Below are 24,677 nucleotides of genomic sequence, written 5' to 3'. Positions count from 1 at the left end.
ACCTACCCCGTCGGGCGGCGATGGTGCATGGCGTGAGGACGCCATTGCGCCCGGGGTGGCACGCGGACGCTCGTGCGCGGGCTCAGGCGATCCGGCGCAGCGTCCGCACCTCGGCACGCGTCAGCGCGACGAGGTCGGCCGGCGCCAGCTCGATCTCCAGCCCGCGCCGGCCGGCGCTGACGAAGACCGTCGGCTGCTCGATCGCGCTGTCGTCGACGAGCGTCGGCAGCGCGCGCCGCTGGCCAAGCGGGCTGATCCCGCCCGCGACGTAGCCGGTCACTCTCTCGGCGCGGTCCATCGGCGCCATCGCGGCGCGCTTGCCGAGCGAGCGCAGGTCGAGCGTGTCGGCGGCGGGCACGATGCAGACGGCGAGCATCCCGTCGCGGTCGACGACGAGCGTCTTGAAGACCCGCTGCGGATCGAGCCCGAGCACCTCGGCCGCCTCCAGCGCGTAGGAGTCCGCACCGGGGTCGTGCGTGTACTCGTGCAGTCTGAAGTCGACGCCGGCCTTTCTGGCGGCGCGGGTCGCGGGTGTCTCACGGCCGGCCATCGGCCGAGCCTACCGAGCGCGCGCTACCGTCCGCGGACGATGCGACGCGTTGCGCTCCCGCTCCTTCCCCTGCTCGCCCTGTTCGCCCTCGTCGCCCTGGCCGGCTGCGGCGGCGGCTCCAGCGAGCCGGCGCCCCATCCCGCCGACGCGCCGCTGACGCCGCGCGAGCGGGCCGACAAGCGTGCGGAGGCCCGCCGCCCGCCGGCACCGACCTGTCCGGAGGGCACGGCCAACTGCAAGACCGCGAGCGGCCGCGTGATCGGGCTGGAGTCGGTCGACCCCGACGGCGACGGCGACCTCCACCTGATCCTCGCGGGCGGCTCGATCACGCTGCCGGGGATCTCGGTGCTCGACGTCAATCCGCGCCTGCGCCCGAAGCGCGATCCGAAGATCGGCGACTGGGCCGCAGGCGCCGGCCCGGTGTACCAGGGCAGCTACGGCCAGAGCCAGATCCAGGTCGAGCGGGTCGTCTACTGGCCGCGGCGCTGACGCATCCCGAGCCACAGCCACAGCGGGTAGGTCGCGAAGATCAGCGCGGAGACGAGGTGCGTGCGTCGGCCGGCGCGCGCGTCGTCGATGCGCAGCACGCCGGAGTTGAGCATCCAGTCGCGGCCGGAGCGCGCGCGGCATATCCACCAGATCGGCTTCGTCCAGCCGTGGTTGAGGTAGAGCCCGACCGAGACGCCCCAGAAGACGGTCATGAACGCGACCGCGACGGCGGCGTCGCGCGCCGGGTCCGGTGCGGCGGCGTCGGCGTCCGCCGCGAGCCGCCGGTAGGTTCTCCCGCCCGCGTACAGCAGCGCGGGATCGATCAGGAACGACATGCGGCCTCCTCCTCGGCGGTGGTCGGCACCGCGCGGTCGAGCAGCCCGAACGCGAGCCGCGTCGCGAGCGCCATGATCGTGAGCTGGGGATTGACGCCGAGCGCGCTCGGGACGACCGAGCCGTCCGCGACGTGGACGCCCTCGACGCCGTGCAGCGCGAGATCGCCGTCGACGACGCCGTGGCGTGCGTCGGCGTGCGCGCGGGCGGTCCCGAGCGGATGGAACGCCATCAGCTTGAGGTCGCGTGGGCGCGCCGCGTGCGGCTCGACATCGGGCGGCAGCGGCAGGTAGACCTCGCGCGCACCGGCGGCCTCGAACAGCTGCCGCATCCGCTCCAGGCCGCTGCGGACCTTCGCGACGTCCGCGTCGCAGAGGTCGTAGCGGATCAGCGGCCGGCCGCCGATCGAGCGCACGCGGCCGCGCGAGCTGTCGCTGACCATCAGGCCGAACTGCGCGAGGTTGCGGTAGCGCGCCATCGCCTCCGCATGGCGCGCGCCGGACAGCGGCAGCGAGGCGGCGGCGTACGACGGCGGCCCGGCGACGCCCTCGAAGAGGATCCCCTCGGCGGCGAACTCGTCGACGAAGAAGCTCTGCGGCACGCCGCGCGCCATGTCGACGACCTCGTCCATCAGCGCGAAGGCTGCCGTCGCCGGGTGCAGCGAGAGGTTGCGGCCGAGCTGGCCCGAGCCGGCGCCGAGGTCGCTGCGGCCGAGCAGCAGCGGCGTGTGGATCGTGCCGGTCGCGACGACGACGTGCGGCGCGTCGACGAGCAGGCGGCGGCTCGCTCCGCCGGCCGCCTCCGCCCCGACCCGCGGCCCGCTCGCCCCCGCCGCAGCGCCGCTCACGCGCGCCTCTACCCCACATGCGCGCCGCCCCGCGACGACGATCCGCCGCACGTCGGCGCCGGTCACGATCCGCGCGCCGGCGGCCTGCGCGCGCGGGACGTACGTGATGCCGGTGTGCTGCTTGGCGCCGGTCGGGCAGCCGAAGGCGCAGACGCCGGAGCCGGAGCAGCCGCGCGCGTTGCGGTGCAGATAGCCGTGCGACCAGCCGAGCGCCTCTGCGCCGCGCCGCGCGACGGCAGCGTTGCGACCGGCCAGCTCGGGCGTCACCTCGGCGACCGACAGCGCCTGCTCGACGCGCGCGAAGGCCGGCGCGAGCGCCTGCTCGCCGAGGCCGTCGAGTCCGAACTCGCGCTCCCAGCGGGCGAGCACGTGCGGCGGCGTGCGGAAGCATGTGCCGGAGTTGACGAGCGTCGTGCCGCCGAGGCCGCGGCCGAGCGGCAGCAGGATCGGCGGCGTCCCGAGCGTGACGGTCTGACCGCCGTCGCGGTAGAGCCGCGCGAGCATCTGCGGCGGGTGCGCGGTGAACGCGGCCTCGTCGTGCCGCGGCCCCTGTTCGAGCACGACGACGTCCGCCCCGCCCTCCGCCAGCTCCGCCGCGACGACCGCACCGCCCGCGCCTGCTCCGATCACGCAGACGTCCGCCGTGAGGCGCAGCGCCTTCATGCGCCCCGCTCCGCGCGCAGGCGCTCAGCGACGCGGCTCACGTCGCGTCTCCGCTCGCCGCTCCGCAGGCGCTCCGCCGAGCGGCTGACGCCGGGCCTCCGCTCCCCGCCCGCATCGCGCGTCCCCGCGCGACCACCGCGTCCGCATCCCAGCCGAGCGCGCGCGCCGCGGACGGCTCGTCGTAACGGATCAGCGCGAGCGTCGCCTGCGCCAGCTGCTCGGCGGCGGGCAGACGGGCGATCAGGCGCGCGCCGCGCGGCCGCCGCGCGAGCGCGAGCAGCGCCCGCAGCGCCGTCCGCTGCAGCCGCGGCGCGGCGGCGAGGAACTCGGCGAGCGGCTGCGCCGCCGGCCCGCCGCCGGCCCGCGCCGGCTGCGCCCCGGGCGCGCTCACGCGCTCCCCACCATCCGCTCCTCCTGCGCGTGGGCCAGCTCGGCGACCGCCGTGGCCGCGCGCTCGCCGTCGCCCTCGCGCACGGCCGCCGCGACCGCGTCGTAGTGCGGCAGCAGCTCGTCACGTGCGGAGACGAGCGCGGCGAACGCATCGGCGTGCGGCAGGTACAGCTCGCGCACGGAGTTCATGATCAGCTGGAAGACGACGTTGCCCGCGGCCTCCACGAGCGCCTCCATGAACGCCCAGTCGGCGAGCAGCGCGGTCGCGTCGTCGGGCGCCGCGGCGACCGCCGCCGCCAGCTCGCCGAGCGCGGCGGCGTGCGCCTCGTCGCGCCGCTGAGCCGCGAGGCGGGCGGCCTCCGCGAGCAGCAGCCGGCGCGCCTCGAACAGCGACGCGCCGATCTCCGCGCCGGCCGTGCCGGCGCCGAGCAGCGTGAGCGCGTCGAGCCCGCCGGAGCGGCGCCAGTCGCGCACGTGGGTGCCGCTGCCGTGCCGCGTCTCGACCAGCCGCAGTTGCTCCAGCCGGCCGAGCGCCTCGCGCACGGTCGCCATGTTCACGCCGAGGTCGGCCGCGAGCGCCCGCTGCGTCGGTATCCGCTCGCCGGGGGCGTAGGAGCCGGAGAGGATCGCCTCCCGCAGCTGCGCGAAGACCTGGTCGGGAACGGACGTGCGCGAGATCGCCATCGTTCCAGTGTCCCGGTGTTCGGAACACTTTGTCAAGCGAGGACAGCCGCGCGTGCCCGCGTCGTCCTGCTTTGGTGTCGCCTGACGACACCAAAGCAGGACGCTTCCCGACCAGCGCCCGTCCGGCGGCCCGGTCAGCGGCCCGCGGCGGCGAGCGGCGCGTCCTCTATCGCGAGGTCGGGAATCACGCGCGCGAGCGGGCGCGGGAGCCACCAGTTCCATCTCCCCAGCAGCTCCATCGCCGCGGGCACGAGCACGAGCCGCACGAGCGTCGCGTCGAGCGCGATCGCGATCGCGCAGCCGAGGCCCAGCTCCTTGATCGACGGCACGCCGGTGCCGACGAAGACGGCGAACACCGCGACCATGATCAGCGCCGCGCTGGTGATCGTCTTGGCGCTCGTGCGCAGGCCGTCGGCGACCGCCTGCTGCGTGTCGCCGGTCGCCGTCCAGCGCTCGCGGATGCGGCTCAGCAGGAAGACCTCGTAGTCCATCGAGAGCCCGAACACGACGGCGAGCACGAGCGGCGGCGTGAGCGCGTCGATGTGGCCCGGCGACTGGAAGCCGAGGAAGCCGTCGATCCAGCCCCACTGGAAGATCGCGACGAGCACGCCGAGCGACGCGCCGACCGACAGCAGGTTCATCAGCACCGCCTTCAGCGGCAGCACGACCGAGCGCAGCAGCACGAGCAGGACGAGGTAGGAGAGCCCGAGCACGAACGCGATCACCAGCCACATCGAGCCCGAGACGCGGTCGAGGAAGTCCTTCGTGTCGGCCGGGCTGCCGCCGACGAGCGCGCCCTCCGGAAGCGCGCCGCGCAGCCGCTCGACGAGCGCCTGCGCCGCCGCCGACTCGCCGTGGACGGCCGGGATCGCGCCGATCAGGACGGCGTCGCCGTCACGTGCCGCGACCGGCGGCTCGACGCGCGCGACCTGCCGATCGGCTCTCAGCACGGCGATCGCCTCCTGCGCCCGCGCGCCCGGCACGACGACCTCGATCGGGGTGGCCGCGCCGGCGCCGGTGAGCGACGCCGCCGTCTCCGCGCCGACGCGCGTCTCGTGCCCTCTGGGGAACTGCTCCAGTGCGCCGTTGCCGGTCTCGATCGACAGCACCGGCAGCGCGAGCACGATCAGCACGCTCGCCGCGGCGACGGCGGAGACGACGGGCCGGCGCGTGACGCGCGCGGTCCAGCCGTCCCAGAACGAGCCGCCCGGCGTGGCGGCGGCAGCGCCGCCGGCGCCGGCCGCCGCCGCGTCACCGCGCCCGCGCCGCACGCGCAGCCGCCGCGCGATCGCGCCGGAGACGGTCGCGATCCGGCCGCGCTCGTACGCGCGCCTGCCGGCGAGCGAGATCAGCGCGGGCAGCAGCGTCGCGGCGGCGAGCACGGCGACCGCGACGACGAGGATCGCTCCCATCGCCATCGAGCGCAGCGAGGTGACGTTGACGACGAAGAGGCCGGCGAGCGAGACGATCACGGCGAGGCCGGAGAAGGTGACCGCGACGCCGGAGGTCGCCAGCGCGATCCCGCGCGCCTCCTCAGGCGTGCGCCCGTCGGCGATCTCCTCGCGGTAGCGGGCGAGCACGAACAGCGAGTAGTCGACGGCGACGCCGATGCCGATCATCGACGCCATGTTGGTGACGAAGACGCTCATCTCCGTCGTCAGCGAGAGCAGGTAGATCAGCGCGCCGGTGACCGTCACCGAGACGAGGCCGAGCGCCAGCGGCAGGACGGCCGCGACGAGCGAGCCGAAGACGGCGAGCAGGATCAGCAGCACGATCGGGAAGCCGGTCGTCTCGGCCGCCAGCAGGTCCTCCTTCGTCAGGTCCTGCATCCCGGCCCACAGCGCGCCCTGGCCGATCAGGTGCGTCGCGACGTCGCCCTCGACCAGCGCCTCGCCTCTGCGGTCGGAGATGCCGAGCGCTCTGCGCAGGTCGACGGCGAGGTCGATCGAGCCACCGTCGGAGACGGTCGTCGCAAGCGGGACGATCAGCGGGCGGACGCCGTCGGCGGCGAGCGCTCTCAGCGCCGCCGCTCTCGCGGCTGGGGCCAGCCGCGCCTTCCCGCCGGTGTCCGCGGCGGCGGCGCCGAGCCGCCCGAGCGCGGCGCGCAGCCGCGCCGGCGTCGCCCCTTCGCGCGGGACGAGCACGGCGGCGAGCGTCGTCGCCTGCCCGCGCTCGAAGTCGCCGGCGACGGCGTGCTGGACGGCGGCCGACTGCGAGCCGGGCACCTCGAAGCCGCCGCCCGTGAGACGATCGGACTGGTGCATCGCGAGCGGCACCGCCGCCACGAGCACGAGCCCCCAGACGACGAGCACGACGGTGCGGCGACGACGGACGAGCGCGTCGAGGCGAAGCATTGCTCGCTGCATTGGGCCTCCTCCTCAGGAGTCCTGGCTGGCTGGCCAGCCGAACACTCCCTGGCGAGCGCGCGCCACAGTGTGCGATCGCTCACATAGCGGCCCCGACGGCCTGCCCCGCGCCCCGGTCGTCCTGGATTGCTGTCGCAGAACGACAGTGATCCAGGACGACGCCGTCCACCGCCCGCTCGGCCTCCGCCGCCCGCTCGACCGCGGCTGCGCTCGCGGGCATGAGCGGGAGCCGGACGTCGGGCGTGGCGATCAGCCCGTCGCGGTGGAGCAGTCCCTTGATCACGGCCGGATTGGGCTCCGCGAAGAGCGCCTGCACGAGCGGCAGCAGCGCGGCGGCGCCGACGCGGGCCGCGGGGAGGTCGCCGTCGTCGACCGCCGTCAGCAGCGCCGCGAAGCCGGCGGTCGCGCAATGCGCCGAGGCGGTGATCGCACCGCGGGCGCCGGCGGCCGCGAGCGGCAGGATCAGCGTGTCGTCGCCGGCCAGCACCGCGAACGACGGCGGAGCGCCGGCGAGCAGCGCGAGCGCATCGGCGTCGAGCGCCGGCACGGCGAGCTTGACGCCGGCGATCCCGGGCACGGCGGCGAGCCGCAGCAGCGCGGCGGCGCTCAGCCGGATTCCCGTCCGGTGCGGGACCTCGTAGACGAGCAGCGGCACCGCGCTCGCCGCCGCGACGCGCTCGAAGTGCGCGACGACGCCCTCCTCCGACGGTCGCGAGTACGGCGGCACGACGCTGAGGATCGCGTCGACGCCGTCCTGCGCGCCGCGAGCGGCGACCTCGCGCACGGCCGCGGCGGTGTCGTTGCCGCCGGCGCCGACCGTCAGCGGGACGCCGCGCGCGGCGCAGACGGCGGCGCAGCGGACGACGACCGCATCGGCCTCGGCGGCGGTCAGCGTCGGCGCCTCGGCCGTCGTGCCGAGCGCGACGAGCCCGACGGCGCCGCCGTCGAGGCAGTGGTGGGCGAGCCGTTCGAGCGCGTCGAGGTCGACGCGGCCGGCGGTGTCGAACGGCGTCACGAGCGGGACGTGGAGACCTGCGAGCGTCGGTGTCATGGGAGCGATCGTCGCGCGCCCGACTGCGCAGCACAACTAACGATCTCCTGCACGACCCTTTAGTGTTCCTGAACGATGATCGACGTCCGCCGCATCCGGATCCTGCGCGAGGTCGCGATCGCGGGCACCGTCAGCGGCGCCGCGCGCGCGATCGGCTACACGCCTTCGGCGGTCTCTCAGCAGCTCAGCGCGCTGGAGCGCGAGACCGGCGCGGAGCTGCTCGTGCGGCGCGGCCGCACCGTCGAGCTGACGGCGGAAGGGCGGCTGCTGGTCGAGCTGGCAGAGCGGATCGGCGGCGAGCTGGAGACGGCCGAGGCAGAGCTGGCCGCGCGCGCCGCCCAGCCCGGCGGCGTCGTGCGGCTGCTCGCGTTCGCGACCGCGCTGCAGACGCTCGTCCCGCGCGCCGTCGCCGCACTCGCCCGCAACGCGCCGCGGCTGCAGCTGGAGATCGACGAGGCCGACCCCGACGACGCGCTGCGCCTGCTCGCCCAGCAGCGCGCCGACGTCGTCGTCGCGCACGACTACGACCTGCTCGAACGGCGCCGCCACGCGAGCGTCCACCGCCGCGAGCTGCTGGAGGACGACCTGCGGGTGGTGGGAGCGGTCGGCGACGCCGCCGGCGGCGCGCGGCGAGCCCCCGCGGCGGCCCGGCTCGCCGGCGCGCGCGGCCGCGTCCCCGCAGACGCCGGCGCCGTCCCACTCGACGCGCTCGCCGACCGTCCGTGGGTCCTGCCCGACCGCGGCAGCGCCTGCGACCGGGTCGTCGAGCGCGCCTGCGCGGCCGCCGGCTTCGCGCCGCGCGTCGTCGCACGCAGCTCCGACTTCGGCGCGATCGCCGTGCTCGCGCACGCCTGCGGCGCCGTCGCGCTCGTGCCGGAGCTGGCGCTCGGGCGAGATCGCGCCCCCGGCGCACCCGGCGCCCCCGGCGCACCCGGCACGCCGCGCGCGCCCAGCGCACCGGACGCGCCGCCCGCGCCGCGTCCGCTCGCCGCTCCCGTCCGCCGGCGGATCTTCGCCGCCGTGCGCGCGGGCGCGCAGCGACGGCCGCTGGAGGCGAGCGTGCTCGACGCGCTCGCAGCAGCGGCGGCTCCCGAACAGCAGTCAAGCCGCGACGCGTAGGCGCCGATGGTTGGGAGTCCCGTGCCAGTCCTCGCCTCAACGCCCTTCCTCCGCATCGCGCGCGCCCTCCTCGTGCTCAGCGCAGCGCTGTGCGTCGCATCCGTCGCCCGCACCGCGCTGGGGATCGGCGACGCGCGCGTCGCCGAGGTGATCTACAACCTCGCGATCGTCTCGGCGTGCGCGACGTGGTGCCTGCGCTCGGTCGTGCCCGATCCCGCCCACGGCGCGTTCGTCTGCGGCTCGATCGGCTCGGCGCTGTGGCTCGCCGGCGGCATAGTGACGTGGTTCGACGGCAACGACCCCGCGTTCTCGCTCGCCGACGTGCTGATGTTCGGCATCAACCCGCTGATCTGCCTCGGTCTCTTCTTCTACGGCCGCAGCGCGGTGCCCCGTCCGATCGCCGCCTCGCGCTGGGTCGACGCGCTGCTGAGCGCCTTCACTGTCGGCGCGGTCGGCGCGGCGCTGGTGATCGAGGGCGCGCTCGCGTCGGTCGCCGACGCGACCGTCACCGCCGCCGTCTATCCGACGGGGACCGTCGCGCTGGCCGCCTGCGCGGTCGGGCTGCTGGCGCTGCGCGGCTGGGCGTTCGACCGCCGCTTCGCGCTGATAGTCGCCGGCGCCGCCGCGTTGGCGACGACGGAGATCCTCTACCGCCGCGCGCAGGTCGACAACGTCACCGCCGAGTTCGGCACCTTCTACGACGTCGGCTGGATGCTCGGCGCGCTGCTGATGGCGCTCGCCGCCTGGCAGCCGCAGCGGCCGCTTCCGGTCGAGCCGCGCCGCACCGAGATCGTCGTCCCGATCGTGCTCGGCGCGATCGCGCTGACGGTCCTGATCGTCGAGGGCGCCGAGCACTCCTCCTCGGCGCTGACGATCACGCTCTCGGGGCTCGCGGTCGCGACGCTGCTCGCGCGCATGGCGCTCAGCCTCAACCTCAACTACCGGCTGCTGCTGCACAGCCGCCGCGAGGCGATCACCGACAGCGTCACCGGCCTCGGCAACGGCCGCCGCCTGGTCGCCGACCTCGAACGGCTCGGCGGCGCGCGGGCGACGCTCGTGCTGCTCGACCTCAACGGCTTCAAGGCGTACAACGACACGTTCGGCCACCTCGCCGGCGACCAGATGCTCGAGCGGATCGGCGGCGCGCTCGACGCCGGCGCGGGCGAGGAGGGACGTGCCTACCGGATGGGCGGCGACGAGTTCTGCGTGCTGCTGCCGGCCGACGCCGCCACGAGCCCCGCGGCGCTCGCCGCCGGCGCAGCGCAGCGCGGCGAGGGCTTCGACGTGACGGCCGCGTTCGGCGCCGTCGCGCTGCCCGAGGAGGCGACGTCGGCGACCGACGCGCTGCGGCTCGCCGACGAGCGCATGTACGCGCACAAGCGCGACGGCGGCTCGCGCGGCCAGCCGGTCGTCGAGGCGCTGCTGGAGCTGATCCAGCAGCACGATCCCGAGCTGCTGCGCCGCGCCGACGCGATCGCCCGCGCGGAACGCTGAGCGCTACCGCTTCTGCCCGATCGGCAGCCAGACGTGGAAGGCGGTCGCGCCCGGTCTGGAGTCGACGGTGAGGCTGCCCTTGTGGCGGTCGACGACGATCCGGCGCGCGGTGTCGAGCCCGAGCCCGGTGCCGCTGCCGACCTCCTTCGTCGTGAAGAACGGGTCGAAGATGCGCGGCAGGACGTCGGCGGGTATGCCGGGGCCGTCGTCGGCGAGGTCGACGACGACGCAGTCGCCCTCGCGGCGGGTGGAGATCGAGATCGTCCCCTCGCCTCCGGCGTGGCACAGCGAGTCGATCGCGTTGTCGAGCAGGTTGGTCCAGACCTGGTTGACCTCGCCCCCGTGCACGGTGATCTGCGGCAGCGTCTTGTCGTAGCTGCGCTTGACCTCGATCGAGCTGTGCTTGAGCTTGTGGCCGAGGATCTTCAGCGTCATCTCGATCCCCTCGTGCACGTCGGTCTGCACGAGCGTCCCGCGGTCCATGAACGCGTACGACTTGACGGCGCCGACGAGCGTGCTCATCCGCTCGGTCGAGTCGGCCAGCTCCGCCGTCAGCCCCCTCGCCTGCAACGACGCCGCGACCCAGCTGACCGCGCCTTCGAGCGCCGGGCCGGCGTGCTCCGCGAGCCGTCTCAGCCACGCCTCGTCGGCCCCGGCGGCAGCGAGCGGCTCCGCCCATCTCCACGGCTCGGCGACGCCAAGCGCCTCCAGCGCATCGGACAGCTCGTCCTCCGCGTCGGCGGCGTCGAGCGCGGCGAGCGGCGTGTGCGCGGCGGCGCGGTCGCGCAGCTCCTGCTTGAGCGCCAGCAGCTTCGCCGCGTCCTCCCGCTCGACGCCGGACTCGACGAAGCGGGCGACCGAGTTGTCGAGCACGTCGAGCGTCTCGGCGAGGTCGGCCGCGGCGCGCTTGGCGGCCGAGGCGGGGTTGTTCAGCTCGTGCGCGAGCCCGGCCGCCATCGTCCCGAGCGACGCGAGCCGCTCGCGGTTCTGCTCCATCGCGGCGACGCGGCCGAGCACCGGCTGGATCTGTCTCATGATCCGCTCGAAGACCGGGCGGTGCGCGCGCACGAGGTCGACGAGCGGTTCACGCGGGATCGTCGCCAGCCGCACGTCGCCGCGCGCGGTCAGGCGCACGCGGTTGATGCCGGAGGTCAGCGTCGGGATCGCGCCGATCCACGTCGGCGCGACGTTGGCGTTGCCCGGCTCGAAGCCGTTGCCGACCGGGATCAGGACGTCGACGACGCCCTCGAACAGCAGCAGCAGGCCGAGCGCCTCGGTGTCGGCGTCGAGGACCATCGTCCCGTCGGCGAACGTCTCGACGGTGGCGGGCACGGTCCATTCGGCCAGCTGCGTGTCGTCGAGGCCGTCGAACAGGTCGATCCGGCGCAGCTCGTCGAGCGTGACGCGTTCGGAGGTGCTCATCGTCTCACCCGTTCGCGAGGTACTCGTGGACGAGCGAGACGGCCATCGAGCCCTCTCCGACGGCGCTCGCGACGCGCTTGATCGAGCGCGCGCGGACGTCGCCGGCGACGAACACGCCCGGGACGCTCGTCTCCAGCACCTGCGGATCGCGCGCGAGCGGCCAGCCGTGCGCTCTGGCGTCGAGGCCGGCGAGCACGAAGCCGCGCTCGTCGCGTGCGACGACGCCTTCGAGCCAGTCCGTGCGGGGCGCGGCGCCGATGAAGACGAAGCACGCGTCGACCTCCTCGACCGACTCCGTCCCGTCCGGTCCGCGCAGGCGCAGCCGCTGGAGCCGGTCTCCCTCGCCCTCCGCCGCGACCGCCTGCGTCGAGGTGCGGACCTCGACGTTCGGGAGCGCCGAAAGCTGCTCGATCAGATAGTGCGACATCGAGCTGGTGAGCGACTCGCCGCGGACGAGCATCGTCACGCGCGTGGCGAAGCCGGCGAAGTGGACGGCGGCCTGGCCGGCGGAGTTCGCGCCGCCGATCACGACGACGTGCTGGTCCTTGCACGAGCGCGCCTCGGTCAGCGCGGCGCCGTAGTAGATCCCGGAGCCGGTCAGCTCAGCGAAGCCGGGCGCGTCGAGCTGGCGGTACGAGACGCCGGAGGCGATCATCACGCAGTTGGCGCTGAGCGTGCCGCCGCCGCTCAGCTCGACGACGCGGCCGGAGCCCTCGACGTGCAGCGCGACCGCGTCCTGCATCGTCAGCAGCTCGGCCCCGAGCCGGCGCGCCTGGTCGGCGGCGCGACGCGCCAGGTCGGAGCCGGAGAGGCCGGCGGGGAAGCCGAGGTAGTTCTCGATCCGGCTCGACTGGCCGGCCTGGCCGCCGGGCGCCTCGCGCTCGACCATCACCGTCTTGAGGCCTTCGGATGCGCCGTAGACGGCGCTCGCGAGCCCGGCCGGGCCGCCGCCGACGATCACGAGGTCGTAGTGGTCGGCGGCGGGGACGCCGACGACGCCGAGCCGCTCGGCCAGCTCCAGCACGGTCGGGCGCTCGACGATCGAGCCGTCCTCCAGCAGCACGACCGGCAGGCGGTCCGGGTCGACGTCCGCGACGGTCAGCAGCTCGCGCGCCTCGGCCTCGCGCTCGACGTCGAGCCAGCGGGCGGGGACGCGGTTGCGGGCGAGGAAGTCGCGCAGGTCGTGCGACTCCTTCGAGAAGCGGTGGCCGATCACGCGCACGCCGCCGGCGTCGAGCGCGGCGCCGGACTCCCACGTCGTGAGCAGGTCCTCCAGCACCGGGAAGAACTGCTCCTCCGGCGGATCCCACGGCTTCAGCAGGTAGTAGTCGAGCGCGACCTCGTTGATCGCCGCGATCGCCGCCTCGGTGTCGGCGTAGGCGGTCAGCAGCACGCGCTTGGCGTCGGGCACCAGCTCACGCGCGCGTGCGAGGTAGTCGGTCCCCTCCATGCCGGGCATCCGCTGGTCGGCGACGAGCAGCGCGACCTGCTCGCCGCGCGCGCGGACCTGGCCGATCACCTCCAGCGCCTCCGGGCCGGAGCTGGTGCGCATCACGCGGTAGCGCTCGCCGAACCCGCGCCGCAGGTCGCGCGAGACGGCGGCGAGGACCGCCGGCTCGTCGTCGACGGCGAGGATCACGGGGCGGCGCTGCGGCGCCTGAGGAGTGTCGGTTGCGTTCGTGGCCATCTGGTGACGGACGCTACCGAGGGCGTCAAGCGGCGGCGCTCACGGCGTCGGGTCGCGGTTGAAGAGGTGCTTGGCCCAGACGTAGCCAAGCGTCCCGATCGCGGCCGACCAGGCGACGGCGAGGACGGCGCTGTCGCCAATGTGGGTGCCCATCAGCAGCCCGCGCAGCGTCTCCATCATCGGGGTGAAGGGCTGATACTCGGCGAACCACTCGACCCCGGCCGGCATCGAGTCGGTCGGGACGAAGCCGCTGCCGAGGAAGGGCAGCAGGATCAGCGGCATCGGCAGGTTGCTCGCCGTCTCGACGCTCTTTGTGACCAGCCCGAGCGCGACCGCGAACCAGATCAGCGCGAAGGAGATCATCGCCATCAGGCCGATCGCACCAAGCCACTCGAGCGGGCCGGCGGTGGGCCCGAAGCCGAGCAGCAGCGCGATGCCGGTCACCAGCGCCATCGCGATCAGCGTCTGGATCAGGCTGCCGACGACGTGGCCGGTCAGCACCGAGACGCGGGCGATCGCCATCGTCCGGAAGCGCGCGATGATGCCCCCCTTCATGTCCATCGCGACCGAGATCGCGACCCCCTGGGCCGCGCCCGCCGCCGCGATCAGCAGGATGCCGGGCGTCACGTAGTCGAGGTACTCGTCGCGCCCGCCCGAGACGCCGGCGAGTCCGGCGCCCATCGTGTCGCCGAAGACGAACACGAACAGCAGCAGGATGACGATCGGGATGCCGACGGTCGCGGCGCTCGCGACGGGGTAGCGCAGCTCGCGGCGGAGATTGCGCCGCAACATCGTCGCCGAGTCCTGCAGCGCGTGGGAGACGGTGCTCATCGCGCTTCCTCCTTCTGTCGGGTGTCGGTGCCGGTGAGGGCGAGGAAGACGTCGTCGAGCGTCGGCTCGACGGGCACCATGCGGACGCGTCCCTGAGGCACGAGGCGCTTGAGCTCCTCGGTGGTCCCCTCGGCGACGAGCCTGCCCCGGTCGAGCACGGCGATCCGGTCGGCGAGCTGGTCGGCCTCCTCCAGGTACTGCGTCGTCAGGAAGACGGTGACGCCGCCGGCGACGAGATCGCGGACGATCTCCCACATCGTGCGGCGGCTGCGCGGGTCGAGACCGGTCGTCGGCTCGTCGAGGAAGATGATCCGCGGGCTGCCGACCAGGCCCATCGCGAGATCGAGCCGGCGCCGCATGCCGCCGGAGTACGTGGCGACCGGCTTCGTCGCCGCGTCGACGAGGTCGAAGCGTTCCAGCAGCTCGTCCGCACGCCGCCGCCCTGCGGTCCGGCCGAGGTGGTGCAGGTCGGCCATCAGGATCAGGTTCTCGCGCCCGTTGAGCACCTCGTCGACGGCCGAGAACTGGCCGGTGACGCCGATCGCGGCGCGGACCGCGTCGGGCTCGCGGACGAGGTCGTGACCGGCGACGCTGACCTCGCCCGCGTCAGCGCCGATCAGCGTCGAGAGGATCTGGACGATCGTGGTCTTGCCGGCGCCGTTGGGACCGAGCAGCGCGTAGATCGTCCCCTCGGCGACGTCGAGGTCGACGCCGTCGAGGACGAGGTGGTCGCCGTAGGACTTGCGCAGGCCGCGCGCCGCGATCGCCGCTCCCACGCCGGTCATCTCGTCCGCCGGATCACGATGCTGCCAGCGGACGTGCGCGCGCGCAGCTCGACCTTCTCGGCTGACGGATCGGGCGCATCGGCGGCGTCGAGGCCGTTGTGGACCTTGCCGGCGCGGGTGCGGATGTCGAGCCAGACGGCGGTCCCGTCGCGGACGCCGACCTCGAGGTCGCCGAGCGTCGTCTCGAGCACCGCCGAGCCGCGCGCGACCTCGCCCACGCGCACGTCGCCGTTGGCGGACTTGGCGACGATGCCGGCGTGGGCGACGTCGACCGCGATGTCACCGTTGGCGGCTTTGAGGCGCAGGTCGCCGCCGGCGGCGCCGACCCACGTGTCGCCGTTGGCGTTCTTGATCACGGCGGTGGCGTCCAGCTCGCGCACGCGCACGTCGCCGGATCCGGGGGTGATCTCGGCGTGGCCCGTCGCGCGGTCGACGCTGATGTCGCCGAGCCCGCTCTTGACGTTCAGCACGTCGGCCTGCTCGATCTCGATGCGGCCCATGCCGGTCTTGATGCGGCAGTCGCCGTAGCGGCCGTCGCAGCTGAAGTCGGTCACCTGTCCGCGTCCGTCCAGGTGCGAGCCGGCGGGCAGCTCGACGGTCACCGCCACCGACCCGTCTCTGCTGCGGCCGAGCCAGCCGCGCGGCTTGGGCGCCTTGACGAGCAGCTTCCCGTCCGCGTACTCGACGCGTGTCAGCCCGGCGACGTTGACGTCCTCGTCGTTGGAGGCGTCGCTGGGGCGCACCTCGACGACGGTGACGGTGCCGGCGCCGGCACTGATCCGGACGTCGCCGACGGCGACGTCGATCGTGGCCGTGATCGGTTGGGGTGTCTCGAAGGTCGGCATGGGGATCTCCTCCTGCCAGGTCAGGTTCAGAAACGTGGGTGGGGATGCGTTGCCGGCGGCGGGCTGCCGGGCGGTCAGCGCACCCAGCCGGTGAAGCTCTCGCCGATCCGCCCGCCGCGCGGCGGCGGGCGGCGGCCGGGGTCCTCGCGGGCGAGGGCCGCGGCGACGACGCGCACCACCCAGGCGTTGACGGACAGCCGCTCGCGGCCGGCGGCCTGCTCGATGCCGCTCTTGAGCTGCTCGGGCAGTCGCAGGTTGATGCGTGCTGTGGCGCCGTCGTCGCCGTCCGGCAGCGCGAGCGGCGGCGGCGCGTCGCGCGCCGGCGCGTCCGCCGCATCGGGCTCCTCCAGCTCGTGGGACGGCGGCGCGGCCACGACGAAGTCGGGCTCGCCCGAGCGAAGTCGCAGCTCGACCGAGCCGGGAGCGAGCTCGCGCGTGATCTCGTCCGCCGCGGCAGACAGCGCATCGAGCAGCATCAGCCGCACCGCCGATTCGAGCGGGGCGGTCATGCGCTCGGCGAGCACACGCGCGTCCTCCCCGCCTGCGTCGGCGGCGACCGCGAGCTCACGACGGAGGTTCTCGACGTAAGGGGTCAGGTCCATGGCGCCAGTATGACACCACTATGGCGCCATTGCAAGCGCAGGGTGGCGCGCGATGGCGCCATACGCCGACAACCGCCGACCAGACGGCACTCGCCCGCGCCGCCTGGCCGCGGCGCGAGCGAGATCTGACGGATCAGCTCACGGCGTGATCGCCGCTGTCGCCGCTCCACTGAACGTGGCAGGACAGGCCGAGGACCCGCTCTCCCGCGCAGCGCTGGCGCTCCCGCTGTAGTTCCACGTCGGCGGTCCGGCCGAGGAGAGCGGCAGGTTGACGCCCGTCGCTCTGTACCCGCACGTGACCGGGAATATCACGATCGTGGCAGTGACCGAGAGTCTGACGACGTCAGCCGTTATCGAGCTGTCGGCCTGCGTCGTGAGCGTCGAGTCGGCGGTCAGTCTGCCGGACACGTTCGACGCGCCGCTGATCGAGCACGTGGTGATTCTCGAGCCGGCGGCCGAGACGGTCACCGGCGCGGGCGGCGTGCCCGTCGACGGCGCGGTCAACGTGCAGCCCGCAATGGACAACGTCGCCGTGCCGGCGAATGCCGGTACGGCACTGAGCGCGACGAACGCCGTCGCGCAGGCGGCAACCGCCGCCAGCCGTGCTGGACGAAGCATGGCTTCTCCCCTGAGTCGATGAATCCAGCCCCGCGCCGACCCTATCACTCTTACTCAAGGGAAATCAATCGCTCAATTTCTAGTCTTCATCGGCCGATCTCTGTTGCGTGCCCGGCAAAGCCACGGGCGGTGTCCAGCTACCAGGGATGTGCAGACTCTGGGTATGCCTTCTCCGCAGACGCTGAGCGAAGCTGACCGGCGGATCGTCGCGGCGTGGGCGGCGGAGTGCGCAGACCACGTGCTGGCGTTGTTCGAGGCCGAAGCCCCGGAGGACAGCCGCCCCCGCGATGCCATCGCCCGGTTGCGCGCCTTTGCGCGCGGCGAGCTTGGCGTCCGAGAGGCCCGCCGCGGCTCCGCCGCGCACGCCGCCGCTCGTGACGTGCGTGCCCCCGCAGCGGCGGCCGCCGCCCGCGCAGCCGCACAGGCCGCAAGCATCCCTCACATGGGCGCGCACGCCCTCGGTGCCGCCGCCTACGCCGCCAAGGCCGCCGGACTCGCCGCCCCCGACCTGCCGCAGGCCATCAGCAAGGAGATCCGCTGGCAGCTCGCCCGCATGCCCGCGGCAGCGAGAACGGCCGTGCAAAAGCTGCCGCCCGTCGGTGCGAACTCGTCCGGCCCCCTCGGGCCGGGGCTGCTCGCGTCAGGCCTCCTCGGCACGATCATCCGTGATCTCCAGGCAAGCTTGACCGACCACCCCAACCCTCTTCCCCAAGAAACGCCGAAACCCCTGCGCTAGCAGGGGTTTCGATTCGCAGCGCGCCCGAGAGGATTCGAACCTCTGACCTTCGGTTCCGTAGACCGACGCTCTATCCAGCTGAGCTACGGGCGCAAGCGGGAGCAGGATGATAGCCGTCCTGCGCACAAGATGGCCTGCCGGTCGGGCCGCCCGTCTCGGTGCACCGGCGTGGCCGCCCGTCAGATCGCCCGCGCCGCGGCCGGCATCGTGTCAGCCGACCTCCAGCGGCAGCGACTCGTCAGCCCGCCCACTCGACGAGCGAGCCGTCGTAGACGGCTGCCTGGACGCCGCTCGTGGCCACCGCGAGGCCGCCTCTTCCCGGCTCATCAACACACTAGAATTTGAGACGATCCGCACCAGGGGCGAGAACGAAAGGTGTGGATCGATGGGTGTGCGAACAGTCGTTGCCGTGTTGGTGGGAACCCTGGTCTGCAGCGGGAACGCGGCAGCCGCATCACCGGATGCCGGCGCGAGCCGATCGACGTGCCCGCGACCCCCGCAAGCACTGGCGCTCCTCGGACACCCCTACCACCTGGAGTCCGCGCGGCATCTCGTCCAGGGATTCCGCACGCGCTTCGGGCGCATTCCCAGAAAGACCGACCCGGTGCTCTTCGTCGTGTCGCTCCGCGATGGACCGATGCCCGCCACCCGTAGAGGCATCGCTGCGCTCGGGAACCGCCCACACGGCCCCGGGGCGATCCTGCTCGTCAATGTGGAGGACGTTCCGGATCCGGAGCTGCAGCAACTGGTGCTGATCGAAACCCGCGACCTCCTCGTCGAGTACCGCGTGCGCCTGGGAGCGACGATGCCCGTCTTCAAGGACGACGATCCGAACATCCGCTTCCTTCTGCGCGGCCTCGTTCGCTGCGGCGTGCGCGCCGAATCCCCGTGAACCCGATACTCGCTTCAGACCAACAGGTGGCATGCCAACCAACCCAACGATGGATGCGCGCGATGCGTCCGTGCGGGCTGATGGTGATCGTCATCGCGTGGGCCGTGCTCACGAGCGGTGCTGCCCACGCAACGACGAGACCGAGCAGCGCGCCGACGTGTCATGCGAGAGGCGTGACTCTGCTCGCCAACGAACGGGTACGCGTCTATCGCGGCCGGATCCTGCAGGGCGCCCGCACGTACTACTACTGCGACCAGCGCACCAGACGCACCCGGACGCTCGGCGAGTACGTCTACGACTCCGGCGGCGGCATCCGGCGCATCGCACTCGCCGGCAGATACATCGCGTACGACTACCTCGTCTGTACCCACGGAGGCTGCTCAGCGAGCACCCGGCTCCTCGACGCACGCACCCGCCGCCTGCGCCGGTTTGAGGCAAAGCCCGACCCCGTCACTCCCCAGATCGGCCTGAACTCCGCCGCATCGCTCGTCGTGACCCCAGCAGGGTCGGTCGCCTGGATCCGCAGCCGACCCACAGACGGCGCCACCCGCATCAACGACGTCTTCGTCGCACCTCACGGAGAACAGGCCCGACTGCTCGACAGCGGACCCAAAGTGGAAGCCGATTCGCTTGCCTTCGGCGGCGGGATCCTCTACTGGACCAACGACGCAGCTCCGCGATCCGCCGCAGTCCGGTAGCTACCCGGGACGCGCCGAATCCCCGTATCGCTGGATACGACCGGGGATCCGGCTCGACGGACAGGGCGGGATTCGAACCCGCGAAGGAGCGTGAACCCCTTACTCGCTTAGCAGGCGAGTGCCTTCAGCCACTCGGCCACCTGTCCTCGCAGAAGCTGGCAGTCTAGAGGCTCGCGCGCGCGGCTGCATGCTCTGCCGCGCCGCGACCCCGGCGACCCACTAGCATCGTCGGCCCGTGCCCTGGAGGGGTGGCGGAGCGGTTGAACGCACCGGTCTTGAAAACCGGCATGGGCGAAAGTCCATCGAGGGTTCGAATCCCTCCCCCTCCGTCGCCGCGGCGCGCCGACGCGCCGCGACCGTCCGGTGCGCGCCGTACCTTCGCTGGCGATGAGCTGGCACATGCGCCGCCTCGCGGCGTTCGACATCGAGACCACCGGCATCGACCCGCAGTCGGACCGCATCGTGACGGCCGCGGTCAGCCTCGCGGGCGACGCGCGCCCGACGGTGGACCACGACTGGCTCGTCGATCCCGGCGTCGAGATCCCCGCCGGCGCGACCGCCGTGCACGGCATCACGACCGACCACGCCCGCGCCGAGGGGCGCGCGTCCGCAGAGGCGGTCGAGGAGATCACCGCGGTGCTCGCCGCGCAGCTGCTCGACCACGTGCCCGTGATCGCCTTCAACGCCCGCTTCGACCTCACCTGCCTCGACCGCGAGGCGCGCCGCCACGGCGTCGTCCCGCTGGTCGACCGCGTCGGCGGTCCCGACGGGCTGATCGTCGTCGACCCGTTCGTGCTCGACAAGCAGTTCGACCGCTATCGCCGCGGCAAGCGGACGCTCGGCGCCGTCTGCGAGCACTACCGCGTCCGGCTCGACGCGGCCCACACCGCCAACGCCGATGCGATCGCCGCCGCGCGCGTCGCCTGGCGCCTCGCGCAGGCGATCGCGGAGCTGCGCCAGACGGAGCTGCGCGCGCTCCACGGTCAGCAGGTCCTCTGGGCTGCCGAGCAGGCCGCCTCGCTGGAGCAGTATTTCCGCGAGCAGGGCAACGACGAGCAGGTCGAACGCGACTGGCCGATCGTGGCGCTGCCGGCGCCGGTCGCCGCCGGCGAGCCGGCCGCGGAGCCCGTCGCAAGCCACGCGCACGAGCAGCCGACGCTGTTCGCGCTCGCCGCGTAGCGGCGAGCGCGCGCCCTCGCCCGCGACGATCACCCGCGCCGGCGCGCGCCGGCGACGGCGTCCGCACCCTCACGCCGGCGCGGCGACCGCCCGCCCGACGTGCGCGACCAGCAGTCGCTCGACCGTCTCCGGCGCGTCCGCGAACGGCCAGTGGCCGCTCGCCGGCAGCACGTGCACGTCCGCGCTCGGGAACACCTCCCGCTGGCGCGCCGCGTATGACGACGGCAGGTAGACGTCGCGCTCACCCCAGATCACGAGCGCCGGCAGGTCGCGTGGGGCGAGGATCGCCGCCAGCTCACGCACGCCCGATCCGGGGTCGCCGGTCGCGCGGTAGAGCTTCAGCACCGCGCGCTTCGTGCGCGCGTCGTAGTGGTCGTACATCGTGTCGAGGAACTCGCGCGGCAGCCCGCGCGGCTCGCCGCGCCCGACCAGCCAGCGGAACGCGGAGCGCGTCGTCGTCGCCTGGAACAGCTCGCCGAGCAGCGGCGTGCGCCAGACGCGCGCGAGCGAGTGCCAGCGGTAGCCGGGCAGGACGCCGGTGTCGATCAGCGTCACGCTTGCGAGCAGCTCCGGCCGGCCCGCCGCCCATGCGAGCGCTATCGGCCCGCCGAAGTCGTGCGCGACGAGGTGGACGCGCTCGATCCCGAGCGCCTGCACGGCCGCGTCGAGAAACGCGGCGTAGCCCGCGACCGTGTGCTCGAAGCCGGGCGGCGCCACGGTCGTGCCGAAGTCGGGCAGGTCGAACGCGACCGCGCGCATCCCGGTCGCCCCGACGGCGTCGACGAGCGCGTCCCAGTCGTCGGCCGAGCCCGGGTTGCCGTGCACGAAGACGACGGCCTCGCGCGCGTCCTGCGGCCCCGCGGTGCGCAGGCGCGTCCGCGTCCCGCCTGCCTCGACACCGCGCACGAGCGCGCTCACGTCCCGGCCCCCGCCGAGGCGCGGTAGGGCGCGAAGCGCGGCCGCCGCGCCAGCGCGTGGCGCGCGTTCGCCGCGACCGCGCGCGGCACCGCCGCCGCCACCATCCTGTTGGGCCCGATCATCCGCGCGCCGAACGCGTCGACCGCGGCGGCGACGCCCGCGTCGCGCGTCGCCGCGGCGAAGACGAACCGCTCCGGCGCCCGCCAGCGGCGACCACCCGCGAGGTCCTCCATCACCCGCGCGTGCCCGCGCAGCCCGCGCCGCCAGCGACGCCGGTAGCGCGCCAGCCCGGTCGCGAGCGCCTGATCCCCGGCGGGACCGGCGGCGAGCGGCGCGGCGACCGCGTCGGCCAGCCACTCGGCCGACTGCAGCGCCCAGCCGCAGCCGATCCCCCAGAGCGGGTCGGCCGCGAGCGCCGCGTCGCCGATCAACGCGAGGCCGGGGGCGATCGGCTCGTGCTCGACGTTCGTCATGTCGAGCTTGCCCAGCACCGGCGCGACGCGTCTCCCCTCTCGGATCGGCGGCGCGTCCGGCAGGTCAGCGATGAACGCGACCAGCGCGGCGCCCGGGTCGGAGCGAAAGTCGGCCAGCCGCGCCTTCGTCGGCATGCACGCGTAGAAGGTCAGGCCGGAGTCGGTCGGGAACGCGGCCGCCCAGTGCGGATCGAGCATCCAGACCGACGCGTCGGGCGCGTGCGCCGGCGCCCCGCCCTTGAAATAGGCGCCGTAGGCGAAGCGCCCGTGCGGCGTCACGCGCGCGGGCACGCCCGCGAGCGACGCCACGCGCGAGCCGCGCCCGTCGGCGCCGATCGTCAGCCGCGCCCGCAGCGTCAGCTCGTCGCCCGCGCGGTCTCTCACGACGACGCCGATGACGCGCCCCGCGTCGTCGCGCAGCAGCCGTTCGGCGCTGTGGCCGAGCAGGCCCTCGACGCCCGGCGTCGCCAGCGCCGCCTCGCGCAGCAGCGGGTCGAACAGCTCTCGCCGCAGGTTGAGGCCCGTCTGCGCCGACTCCGGCGGCGCAACGATCCAGCCCCAGCGCGTCCAGATGCGGAAGTGGGGACGCACCGCGCCGGCGGCCATCATCGCGTCGAGCAGGCCGAGCCGCTCGATCGCCGGGACGCCCGACGCCTGCACGTAGTGGGAGCAGACGCGCTTGTAGGCGCGCGGGTCGGGCCGCTGCTCGACGAGCGCGACACGCGCTCCCTCTCTGCCGAGGTGCACGGCGGCGGCACTGCCCGCGAGGCTTGCGCCGACGATCACCGCATCGAACTCCGGTGCGTCGTTCGGCCGTTGTCCGGTGGCGTCCATCTGCACCCCCTGGTGCGTCGGTCGGTTCCACAACTACCGTTCGTCCCGTACTATACGGGCCGCACCATGGATCGCAAGCAGATACGTCTCAGCGGGACCTCCTACGCGGTCCTCGCGCTCCTCTCCCTCTGCGGCGAGTCGACGCCGTACGAGCTCAAGCAGGCGCTCGAGCAGACGGTCGAGAACTTCTGGCCGGTGCCGCACACGACCTTCTACGCCGAGCCGGCGCGACTGGCCGCGGCCGGCTACCTGTCCGAGCGCCAGGAGCAGCACGGCCGGCGGCGCAAGCTGTACGCCCTCACCGACCACGGGCATACGGCGCTCGCCGCGTGGTCGGCAGCTCCCGAGGTCGCGGCACCGCAGATACGCGACGAGGCGCTGCTGAAGATCTTCGCGGGCGCCGACCCGCAGCCGATCCTGCGCGCACGCCGCGCATGGCACGTCACGAAGCTGGCCGAGCTGGAGAGCTACCGCGACCAGGGGCCTGGGCAGGAGATCGAGGACGGCAGCGGCCCCGACCACGCGCTCACGGCCGGGATCGGCTACCACCAGATGGCGATCGGCGCGATCGACGGCTACCTCGCGCTGCTCACGGCCGAGGAGACGTCGCCGGCCGCGCCCGGGTGATTGGATTGCGCGATGCGCGCGATCGTCGTCGGCTCCATCCACCTCGACTGGATCCTGCGCGTGCCCGCGTTGCCGGCTCCCGGCGACACCGTTCTGTCGACCTCGCGGACGACATCGCCGGGCGGCAAGGGCGCCAACCAGGCCGTCGCGCTGCGCCGGCTCGGGCCTGAGGTCGAGATGGTCGGCGTCGTCGGCGCCGACTCCGAGGGCGACCAGCTGCTGGAGAACTTCGCGACCGCGGACGTCGGCACGGCGCACGTGCGCCGCACGGCCGACGCACCCTCGGGGGTCGCGATCGTCGCGGTCGACGCGACCGGCGACAACGGCATCCTCGTCGCGCCCGGCGCGAGCGGGACGCTCTCCCGCGAGGACGTCGCCGGCGCCGCGGACGCGTTCGCCGGCGCCGGGGTCGTGCTGCTGCAGCTCGAGGTGCCGTTGGAGACGGTCGCCGCCGCCGTCGCCGCGGCGCGCTCGGGAGGCGTCCCCGTCGTCCTCAACGCCGCGCCGGCGCAGCCGCTGCCCGACGCGCTGCTGGCCGCGCTCGACGTGCTCGTCGTCAACGAGCACGAGGCGCTCGCGCTCGCGCCGGGCGCAGGCGGCGATGCCGCCGCCGCGGCGAGGGCGCTGCTCGCGCGCGGCGCGCGCTCCGTCGTCGTGACACTCGGCGGCCGCGGTGCGCTCGTCGCCGACGCCGACGGCGTCGAGCAGATCCCCGCGCACGCGGTCGACGTCGTCGACACGACCGGCGCGGGCGACACGTTCGTCGCCGCCATCGCCGCGGGTGCCGGCGAGGGCCGCGACGTCCGCGACAGCGCACGGCTCGCGTCCGCCGCAGCCGCGCTGGCGGTCCAGCGCGAGGGCGCCCAGAACGCCCCCTCGCTCGCCGAGGCGCAGGCGTTCCTGGCCGCGCGCGCCTGACGCACGCGCGACGCGCGTGAGCGATCTCACAGGGGCAAACGTCGGCAAACCGGGCATATAGACGGGACGAGCACCGACCCGACCACGAAGGAGTCCGGGAATGAACCACCACGCGATCAGCCAGGACCACCACCCGACGCTGCGGCATCCCGACCGCGAGGCGATCGGCGGCGAGCTGGAGGAAGTGCTCGTCAGCCTGCTCGACCTGTCGCTGCTCGGCAAGCAGGCGCACTGGAACCTCGTCGGACCGCACTTCCGCTCGCTGCACCTGTTCCTCGACGAGATGGTCGACGCGTGGCGGCTTGCGTCGGACGAGATCGCCGAGCGCGCCGTCGCGCTCGGGCACGCGCCCGACGGGCAGGCGCGCACGATCGTCGCGCGCTCGCAGCTGACGCCGCTGCCCGACGGCCAGATCCTCGACCAGGACGTGATCGCGGCGTTCACGCGGCTGCTGACCGACGCGATCGGCGACATCCGCACGCGGATGGACCGGCTCGAGGAGGTCGACGCCGTCACCGCCGACATCCTCCACGGCGTCGTCGCGAAGCTCGAGGAGCAGCTCTGGATGATCCGCGTGCAGGCCGGCTGAGCGAGCGGCCTCGCCGGCGGCCTCATCCGCACCCGCC

General features: G+C 74.0%; 26 protein-coding genes and 3 tRNA genes. 12 read left to right on the top strand and 17 right to left on the bottom strand.

Features of this window, described 5'->3' with window-relative positions; all coding sequences use genetic code 11:
* Window positions 1-82 precede the first annotated feature (82 nt).
* Complete coding sequence (gene ybaK, locus CWOE_RS06015) at window positions 83-550, bottom strand: Cys-tRNA(Pro) deacylase (protein WP_012932681.1); 468 nt, start codon at window positions 548-550, stop codon at window positions 83-85.
* 39 nt (window positions 551-589) lie between these two features.
* Here ybaK and CWOE_RS06010 point away from each other — a divergent pair, with 39 nt between their 5' ends.
* Window positions 590-1,039 (top strand): hypothetical protein, encoded by a 450-nt coding sequence (locus CWOE_RS06010; RefSeq protein ID WP_012932680.1) that lies wholly within the window; start codon window positions 590-592, stop codon window positions 1,037-1,039.
* On the opposite strand, the gene CWOE_RS06005 is transcribed toward CWOE_RS06010, so the two are convergent.
* The 6 genes from CWOE_RS06005 to dapA form a co-directional block, all read right to left on the bottom strand.
* The gene (locus tag CWOE_RS06005; RefSeq protein WP_012932679.1) at window positions 1,021-1,374 is read right to left on the bottom strand and encodes a hypothetical protein; all 354 of its coding nucleotides are present in this window, start codon (window positions 1,372-1,374) and stop codon (window positions 1,021-1,023) included. The two genes, CWOE_RS06010 and CWOE_RS06005, sit on opposite strands and share 19 nt — an antisense overlap.
* Window positions 1,362-2,882, bottom strand: a complete 1,521-nt coding sequence (locus CWOE_RS06000; protein ID WP_012932678.1) for a GMC family oxidoreductase — start codon at window positions 2,880-2,882, stop codon at window positions 1,362-1,364. Before CWOE_RS06000 ends, CWOE_RS06005 begins: the two co-directional genes overlap by 13 nt.
* 37 nt (window positions 2,883-2,919) lie before the next feature.
* On the bottom strand, window positions 2,920-3,273 hold the full coding sequence (locus tag CWOE_RS05995) for a hypothetical protein (RefSeq protein ID WP_012932677.1): 354 nt from the start codon (window positions 3,271-3,273) through the stop codon (window positions 2,920-2,922).
* Window positions 3,270-3,956, bottom strand: a complete 687-nt coding sequence (locus CWOE_RS05990) for a FadR/GntR family transcriptional regulator (protein WP_012932676.1) — start codon at window positions 3,954-3,956, stop codon at window positions 3,270-3,272. The genes CWOE_RS05995 and CWOE_RS05990 overlap by 4 nt, the downstream gene beginning before the upstream one ends.
* Window positions 3,957-4,090: 134 nt before the next feature.
* Window positions 4,091-6,322: an MMPL family transporter gene (locus CWOE_RS05985; RefSeq protein ID WP_012932675.1), complete on the bottom strand. Its 2,232-nt coding sequence runs from the start codon at window positions 6,320-6,322 to the stop codon at window positions 4,091-4,093.
* A 79-nt stretch (window positions 6,323-6,401) separates the two neighbouring features.
* Window positions 6,402-7,373: a 4-hydroxy-tetrahydrodipicolinate synthase gene (dapA, locus tag CWOE_RS05980; protein WP_012932674.1), complete on the bottom strand. Its 972-nt coding sequence runs from the start codon at window positions 7,371-7,373 to the stop codon at window positions 6,402-6,404.
* Between the two features lie 75 nt (window positions 7,374-7,448).
* Here dapA and CWOE_RS05975 point away from each other — a divergent pair, with 75 nt between their 5' ends.
* Window positions 7,449-8,492: a LysR family transcriptional regulator gene (locus tag CWOE_RS05975; protein WP_012932673.1), complete on the top strand. Its 1,044-nt coding sequence runs from the start codon at window positions 7,449-7,451 to the stop codon at window positions 8,490-8,492.
* Between the two features lie 21 nt (window positions 8,493-8,513).
* A complete protein-coding gene (locus CWOE_RS05970; RefSeq protein ID WP_160165478.1) occupies window positions 8,514-9,986 on the top strand; it encodes a GGDEF domain-containing protein in 1,473 nt (490 codons plus the stop codon).
* 3 nt (window positions 9,987-9,989) lie between these two features.
* Here the strand turns inward: CWOE_RS05970 and CWOE_RS05965 are convergent, their stop codons facing one another.
* The 6 genes from CWOE_RS05965 to CWOE_RS05940 all read right to left on the bottom strand — a co-directional run bounded on the left by CWOE_RS05965 (window position 9,990) and on the right by CWOE_RS05940 (window position 16,158).
* Window positions 9,990-11,408 (bottom strand): sensor histidine kinase, encoded by a 1,419-nt coding sequence (locus CWOE_RS05965; protein WP_012932671.1) that lies wholly within the window; start codon window positions 11,406-11,408, stop codon window positions 9,990-9,992.
* Between the two features lie 4 nt (window positions 11,409-11,412).
* The gene (locus CWOE_RS05960) at window positions 11,413-13,095 is read right to left on the bottom strand and encodes an FAD-dependent oxidoreductase (protein WP_012932670.1); all 1,683 of its coding nucleotides are present in this window, start codon (window positions 13,093-13,095) and stop codon (window positions 11,413-11,415) included.
* A 39-nt stretch (window positions 13,096-13,134) separates the two neighbouring features.
* The gene (locus tag CWOE_RS05955) at window positions 13,135-13,926 is read right to left on the bottom strand and encodes an ABC transporter permease (protein ID WP_012932669.1); all 792 of its coding nucleotides are present in this window, start codon (window positions 13,924-13,926) and stop codon (window positions 13,135-13,137) included.
* Window positions 13,923-14,711 carry a daunorubicin resistance protein DrrA family ABC transporter ATP-binding protein gene (locus CWOE_RS05950; RefSeq protein WP_012932668.1) on the bottom strand — a complete coding sequence of 263 codons (789 nt, stop codon included), beginning with the start codon at window positions 14,709-14,711 and terminating at the stop codon, window positions 13,923-13,925. The genes CWOE_RS05955 and CWOE_RS05950 overlap by 4 nt, the downstream gene beginning before the upstream one ends.
* Complete coding sequence (locus CWOE_RS05945; RefSeq protein WP_012932667.1) at window positions 14,708-15,556, bottom strand: DUF4097 family beta strand repeat-containing protein; 849 nt, start codon at window positions 15,554-15,556, stop codon at window positions 14,708-14,710. The genes CWOE_RS05950 and CWOE_RS05945 overlap by 4 nt, the downstream gene beginning before the upstream one ends.
* A 74-nt stretch (window positions 15,557-15,630) precedes the next feature.
* Window positions 15,631-16,158, bottom strand: coding sequence for a hypothetical protein (locus CWOE_RS05940; RefSeq protein ID WP_012932666.1), 528 nt, complete (start codon window positions 16,156-16,158; stop codon window positions 15,631-15,633).
* A 322-nt stretch (window positions 16,159-16,480) separates the two neighbouring features.
* Between CWOE_RS05940 and CWOE_RS32525 the strand changes: the two genes are divergently transcribed.
* Both CWOE_RS32525 and CWOE_RS05930 read left to right on the top strand, forming a co-directional pair.
* Window positions 16,481-16,798: a hypothetical protein gene (locus CWOE_RS32525; protein WP_148260908.1), complete on the top strand. Its 318-nt coding sequence runs from the start codon at window positions 16,481-16,483 to the stop codon at window positions 16,796-16,798.
* Between the two features lie 141 nt (window positions 16,799-16,939).
* Window positions 16,940-17,512 carry a putative immunity protein gene (locus CWOE_RS05930; protein WP_041731692.1) on the top strand — a complete coding sequence of 191 codons (573 nt, stop codon included), beginning with the start codon at window positions 16,940-16,942 and terminating at the stop codon, window positions 17,510-17,512.
* 19 nt (window positions 17,513-17,531) lie between these two features.
* Here CWOE_RS05930 and CWOE_RS05925 read toward each other — a convergent pair.
* Window positions 17,532-17,605, bottom strand: a tRNA-Arg gene (locus CWOE_RS05925).
* A gap of 292 nt (window positions 17,606-17,897) precedes the next feature.
* Here CWOE_RS05925 and CWOE_RS32520 point away from each other — a divergent pair.
* Window positions 17,898-18,404 carry a hypothetical protein gene (locus CWOE_RS32520; protein WP_148260907.1) on the top strand — a complete coding sequence of 169 codons (507 nt, stop codon included), beginning with the start codon at window positions 17,898-17,900 and terminating at the stop codon, window positions 18,402-18,404.
* 173 nt (window positions 18,405-18,577) lie between these two features.
* Window positions 18,578-19,102 (top strand): hypothetical protein, encoded by a 525-nt coding sequence (locus CWOE_RS05915; protein WP_148260906.1) that lies wholly within the window; start codon window positions 18,578-18,580, stop codon window positions 19,100-19,102.
* 57 nt (window positions 19,103-19,159) lie between these two features.
* Here CWOE_RS05915 and CWOE_RS05910 read toward each other — a convergent pair.
* A tRNA-Ser gene (locus CWOE_RS05910) sits at window positions 19,160-19,248 on the bottom strand.
* Window positions 19,249-19,344: 96 nt separating this feature from the next.
* Between CWOE_RS05910 and CWOE_RS05905 the strand changes: the two genes are divergently transcribed.
* Together CWOE_RS05905 and CWOE_RS05900 are read left to right on the top strand one after the other, a co-directional pair.
* Window positions 19,345-19,431: transfer RNA gene (locus CWOE_RS05905), tRNA-Ser, on the top strand.
* Between the two features lie 58 nt (window positions 19,432-19,489).
* A complete protein-coding gene (locus CWOE_RS05900) occupies window positions 19,490-20,281 on the top strand; it encodes an exonuclease domain-containing protein (RefSeq protein ID WP_049793479.1) in 792 nt (263 codons plus the stop codon).
* 69 nt (window positions 20,282-20,350) lie between these two features.
* Here CWOE_RS05900 and CWOE_RS05895 read toward each other — a convergent pair whose 3' ends face one another.
* Window positions 20,351-21,199 (bottom strand): alpha/beta fold hydrolase, encoded by an 849-nt coding sequence (locus tag CWOE_RS05895; protein ID WP_148260905.1) that lies wholly within the window; start codon window positions 21,197-21,199, stop codon window positions 20,351-20,353.
* The gene (locus tag CWOE_RS05890; protein ID WP_012932660.1) at window positions 21,196-22,506 is read right to left on the bottom strand and encodes an NAD(P)/FAD-dependent oxidoreductase; all 1,311 of its coding nucleotides are present in this window, start codon (window positions 22,504-22,506) and stop codon (window positions 21,196-21,198) included. The genes CWOE_RS05895 and CWOE_RS05890 overlap by 4 nt, the downstream gene beginning before the upstream one ends.
* A gap of 66 nt (window positions 22,507-22,572) precedes the next feature.
* Between CWOE_RS05890 and CWOE_RS30290 the strand changes: the two genes are divergently transcribed.
* From CWOE_RS30290 to CWOE_RS05875, 3 genes are all read left to right on the top strand, one after another.
* Window positions 22,573-23,133 carry a PadR family transcriptional regulator gene (locus tag CWOE_RS30290; RefSeq protein ID WP_012932659.1) on the top strand — a complete coding sequence of 187 codons (561 nt, stop codon included), beginning with the start codon at window positions 22,573-22,575 and terminating at the stop codon, window positions 23,131-23,133.
* A gap of 12 nt (window positions 23,134-23,145) precedes the next feature.
* On the top strand, window positions 23,146-24,051 hold the full coding sequence (locus CWOE_RS05880; protein WP_012932658.1) for a ribokinase: 906 nt from the start codon (window positions 23,146-23,148) through the stop codon (window positions 24,049-24,051).
* A 100-nt stretch (window positions 24,052-24,151) separates the two neighbouring features.
* Window positions 24,152-24,640 carry a Dps family protein gene (locus CWOE_RS05875; RefSeq protein ID WP_012932657.1) on the top strand — a complete coding sequence of 163 codons (489 nt, stop codon included), beginning with the start codon at window positions 24,152-24,154 and terminating at the stop codon, window positions 24,638-24,640.
* The last annotated feature ends 37 nt before the right edge of the window (window positions 24,641-24,677 follow it).

Origin of the sequence: Conexibacter woesei DSM 14684, assembly GCF_000025265.1 — a bacterium.
Taxonomy (GTDB): domain Bacteria; phylum Actinomycetota; class Thermoleophilia; order Solirubrobacterales; family Solirubrobacteraceae; genus Conexibacter; species Conexibacter woesei.
Note: the sequence above shows the minus strand (reverse complement) of the source record. Positions and strands in the feature narration are given on the sequence as shown.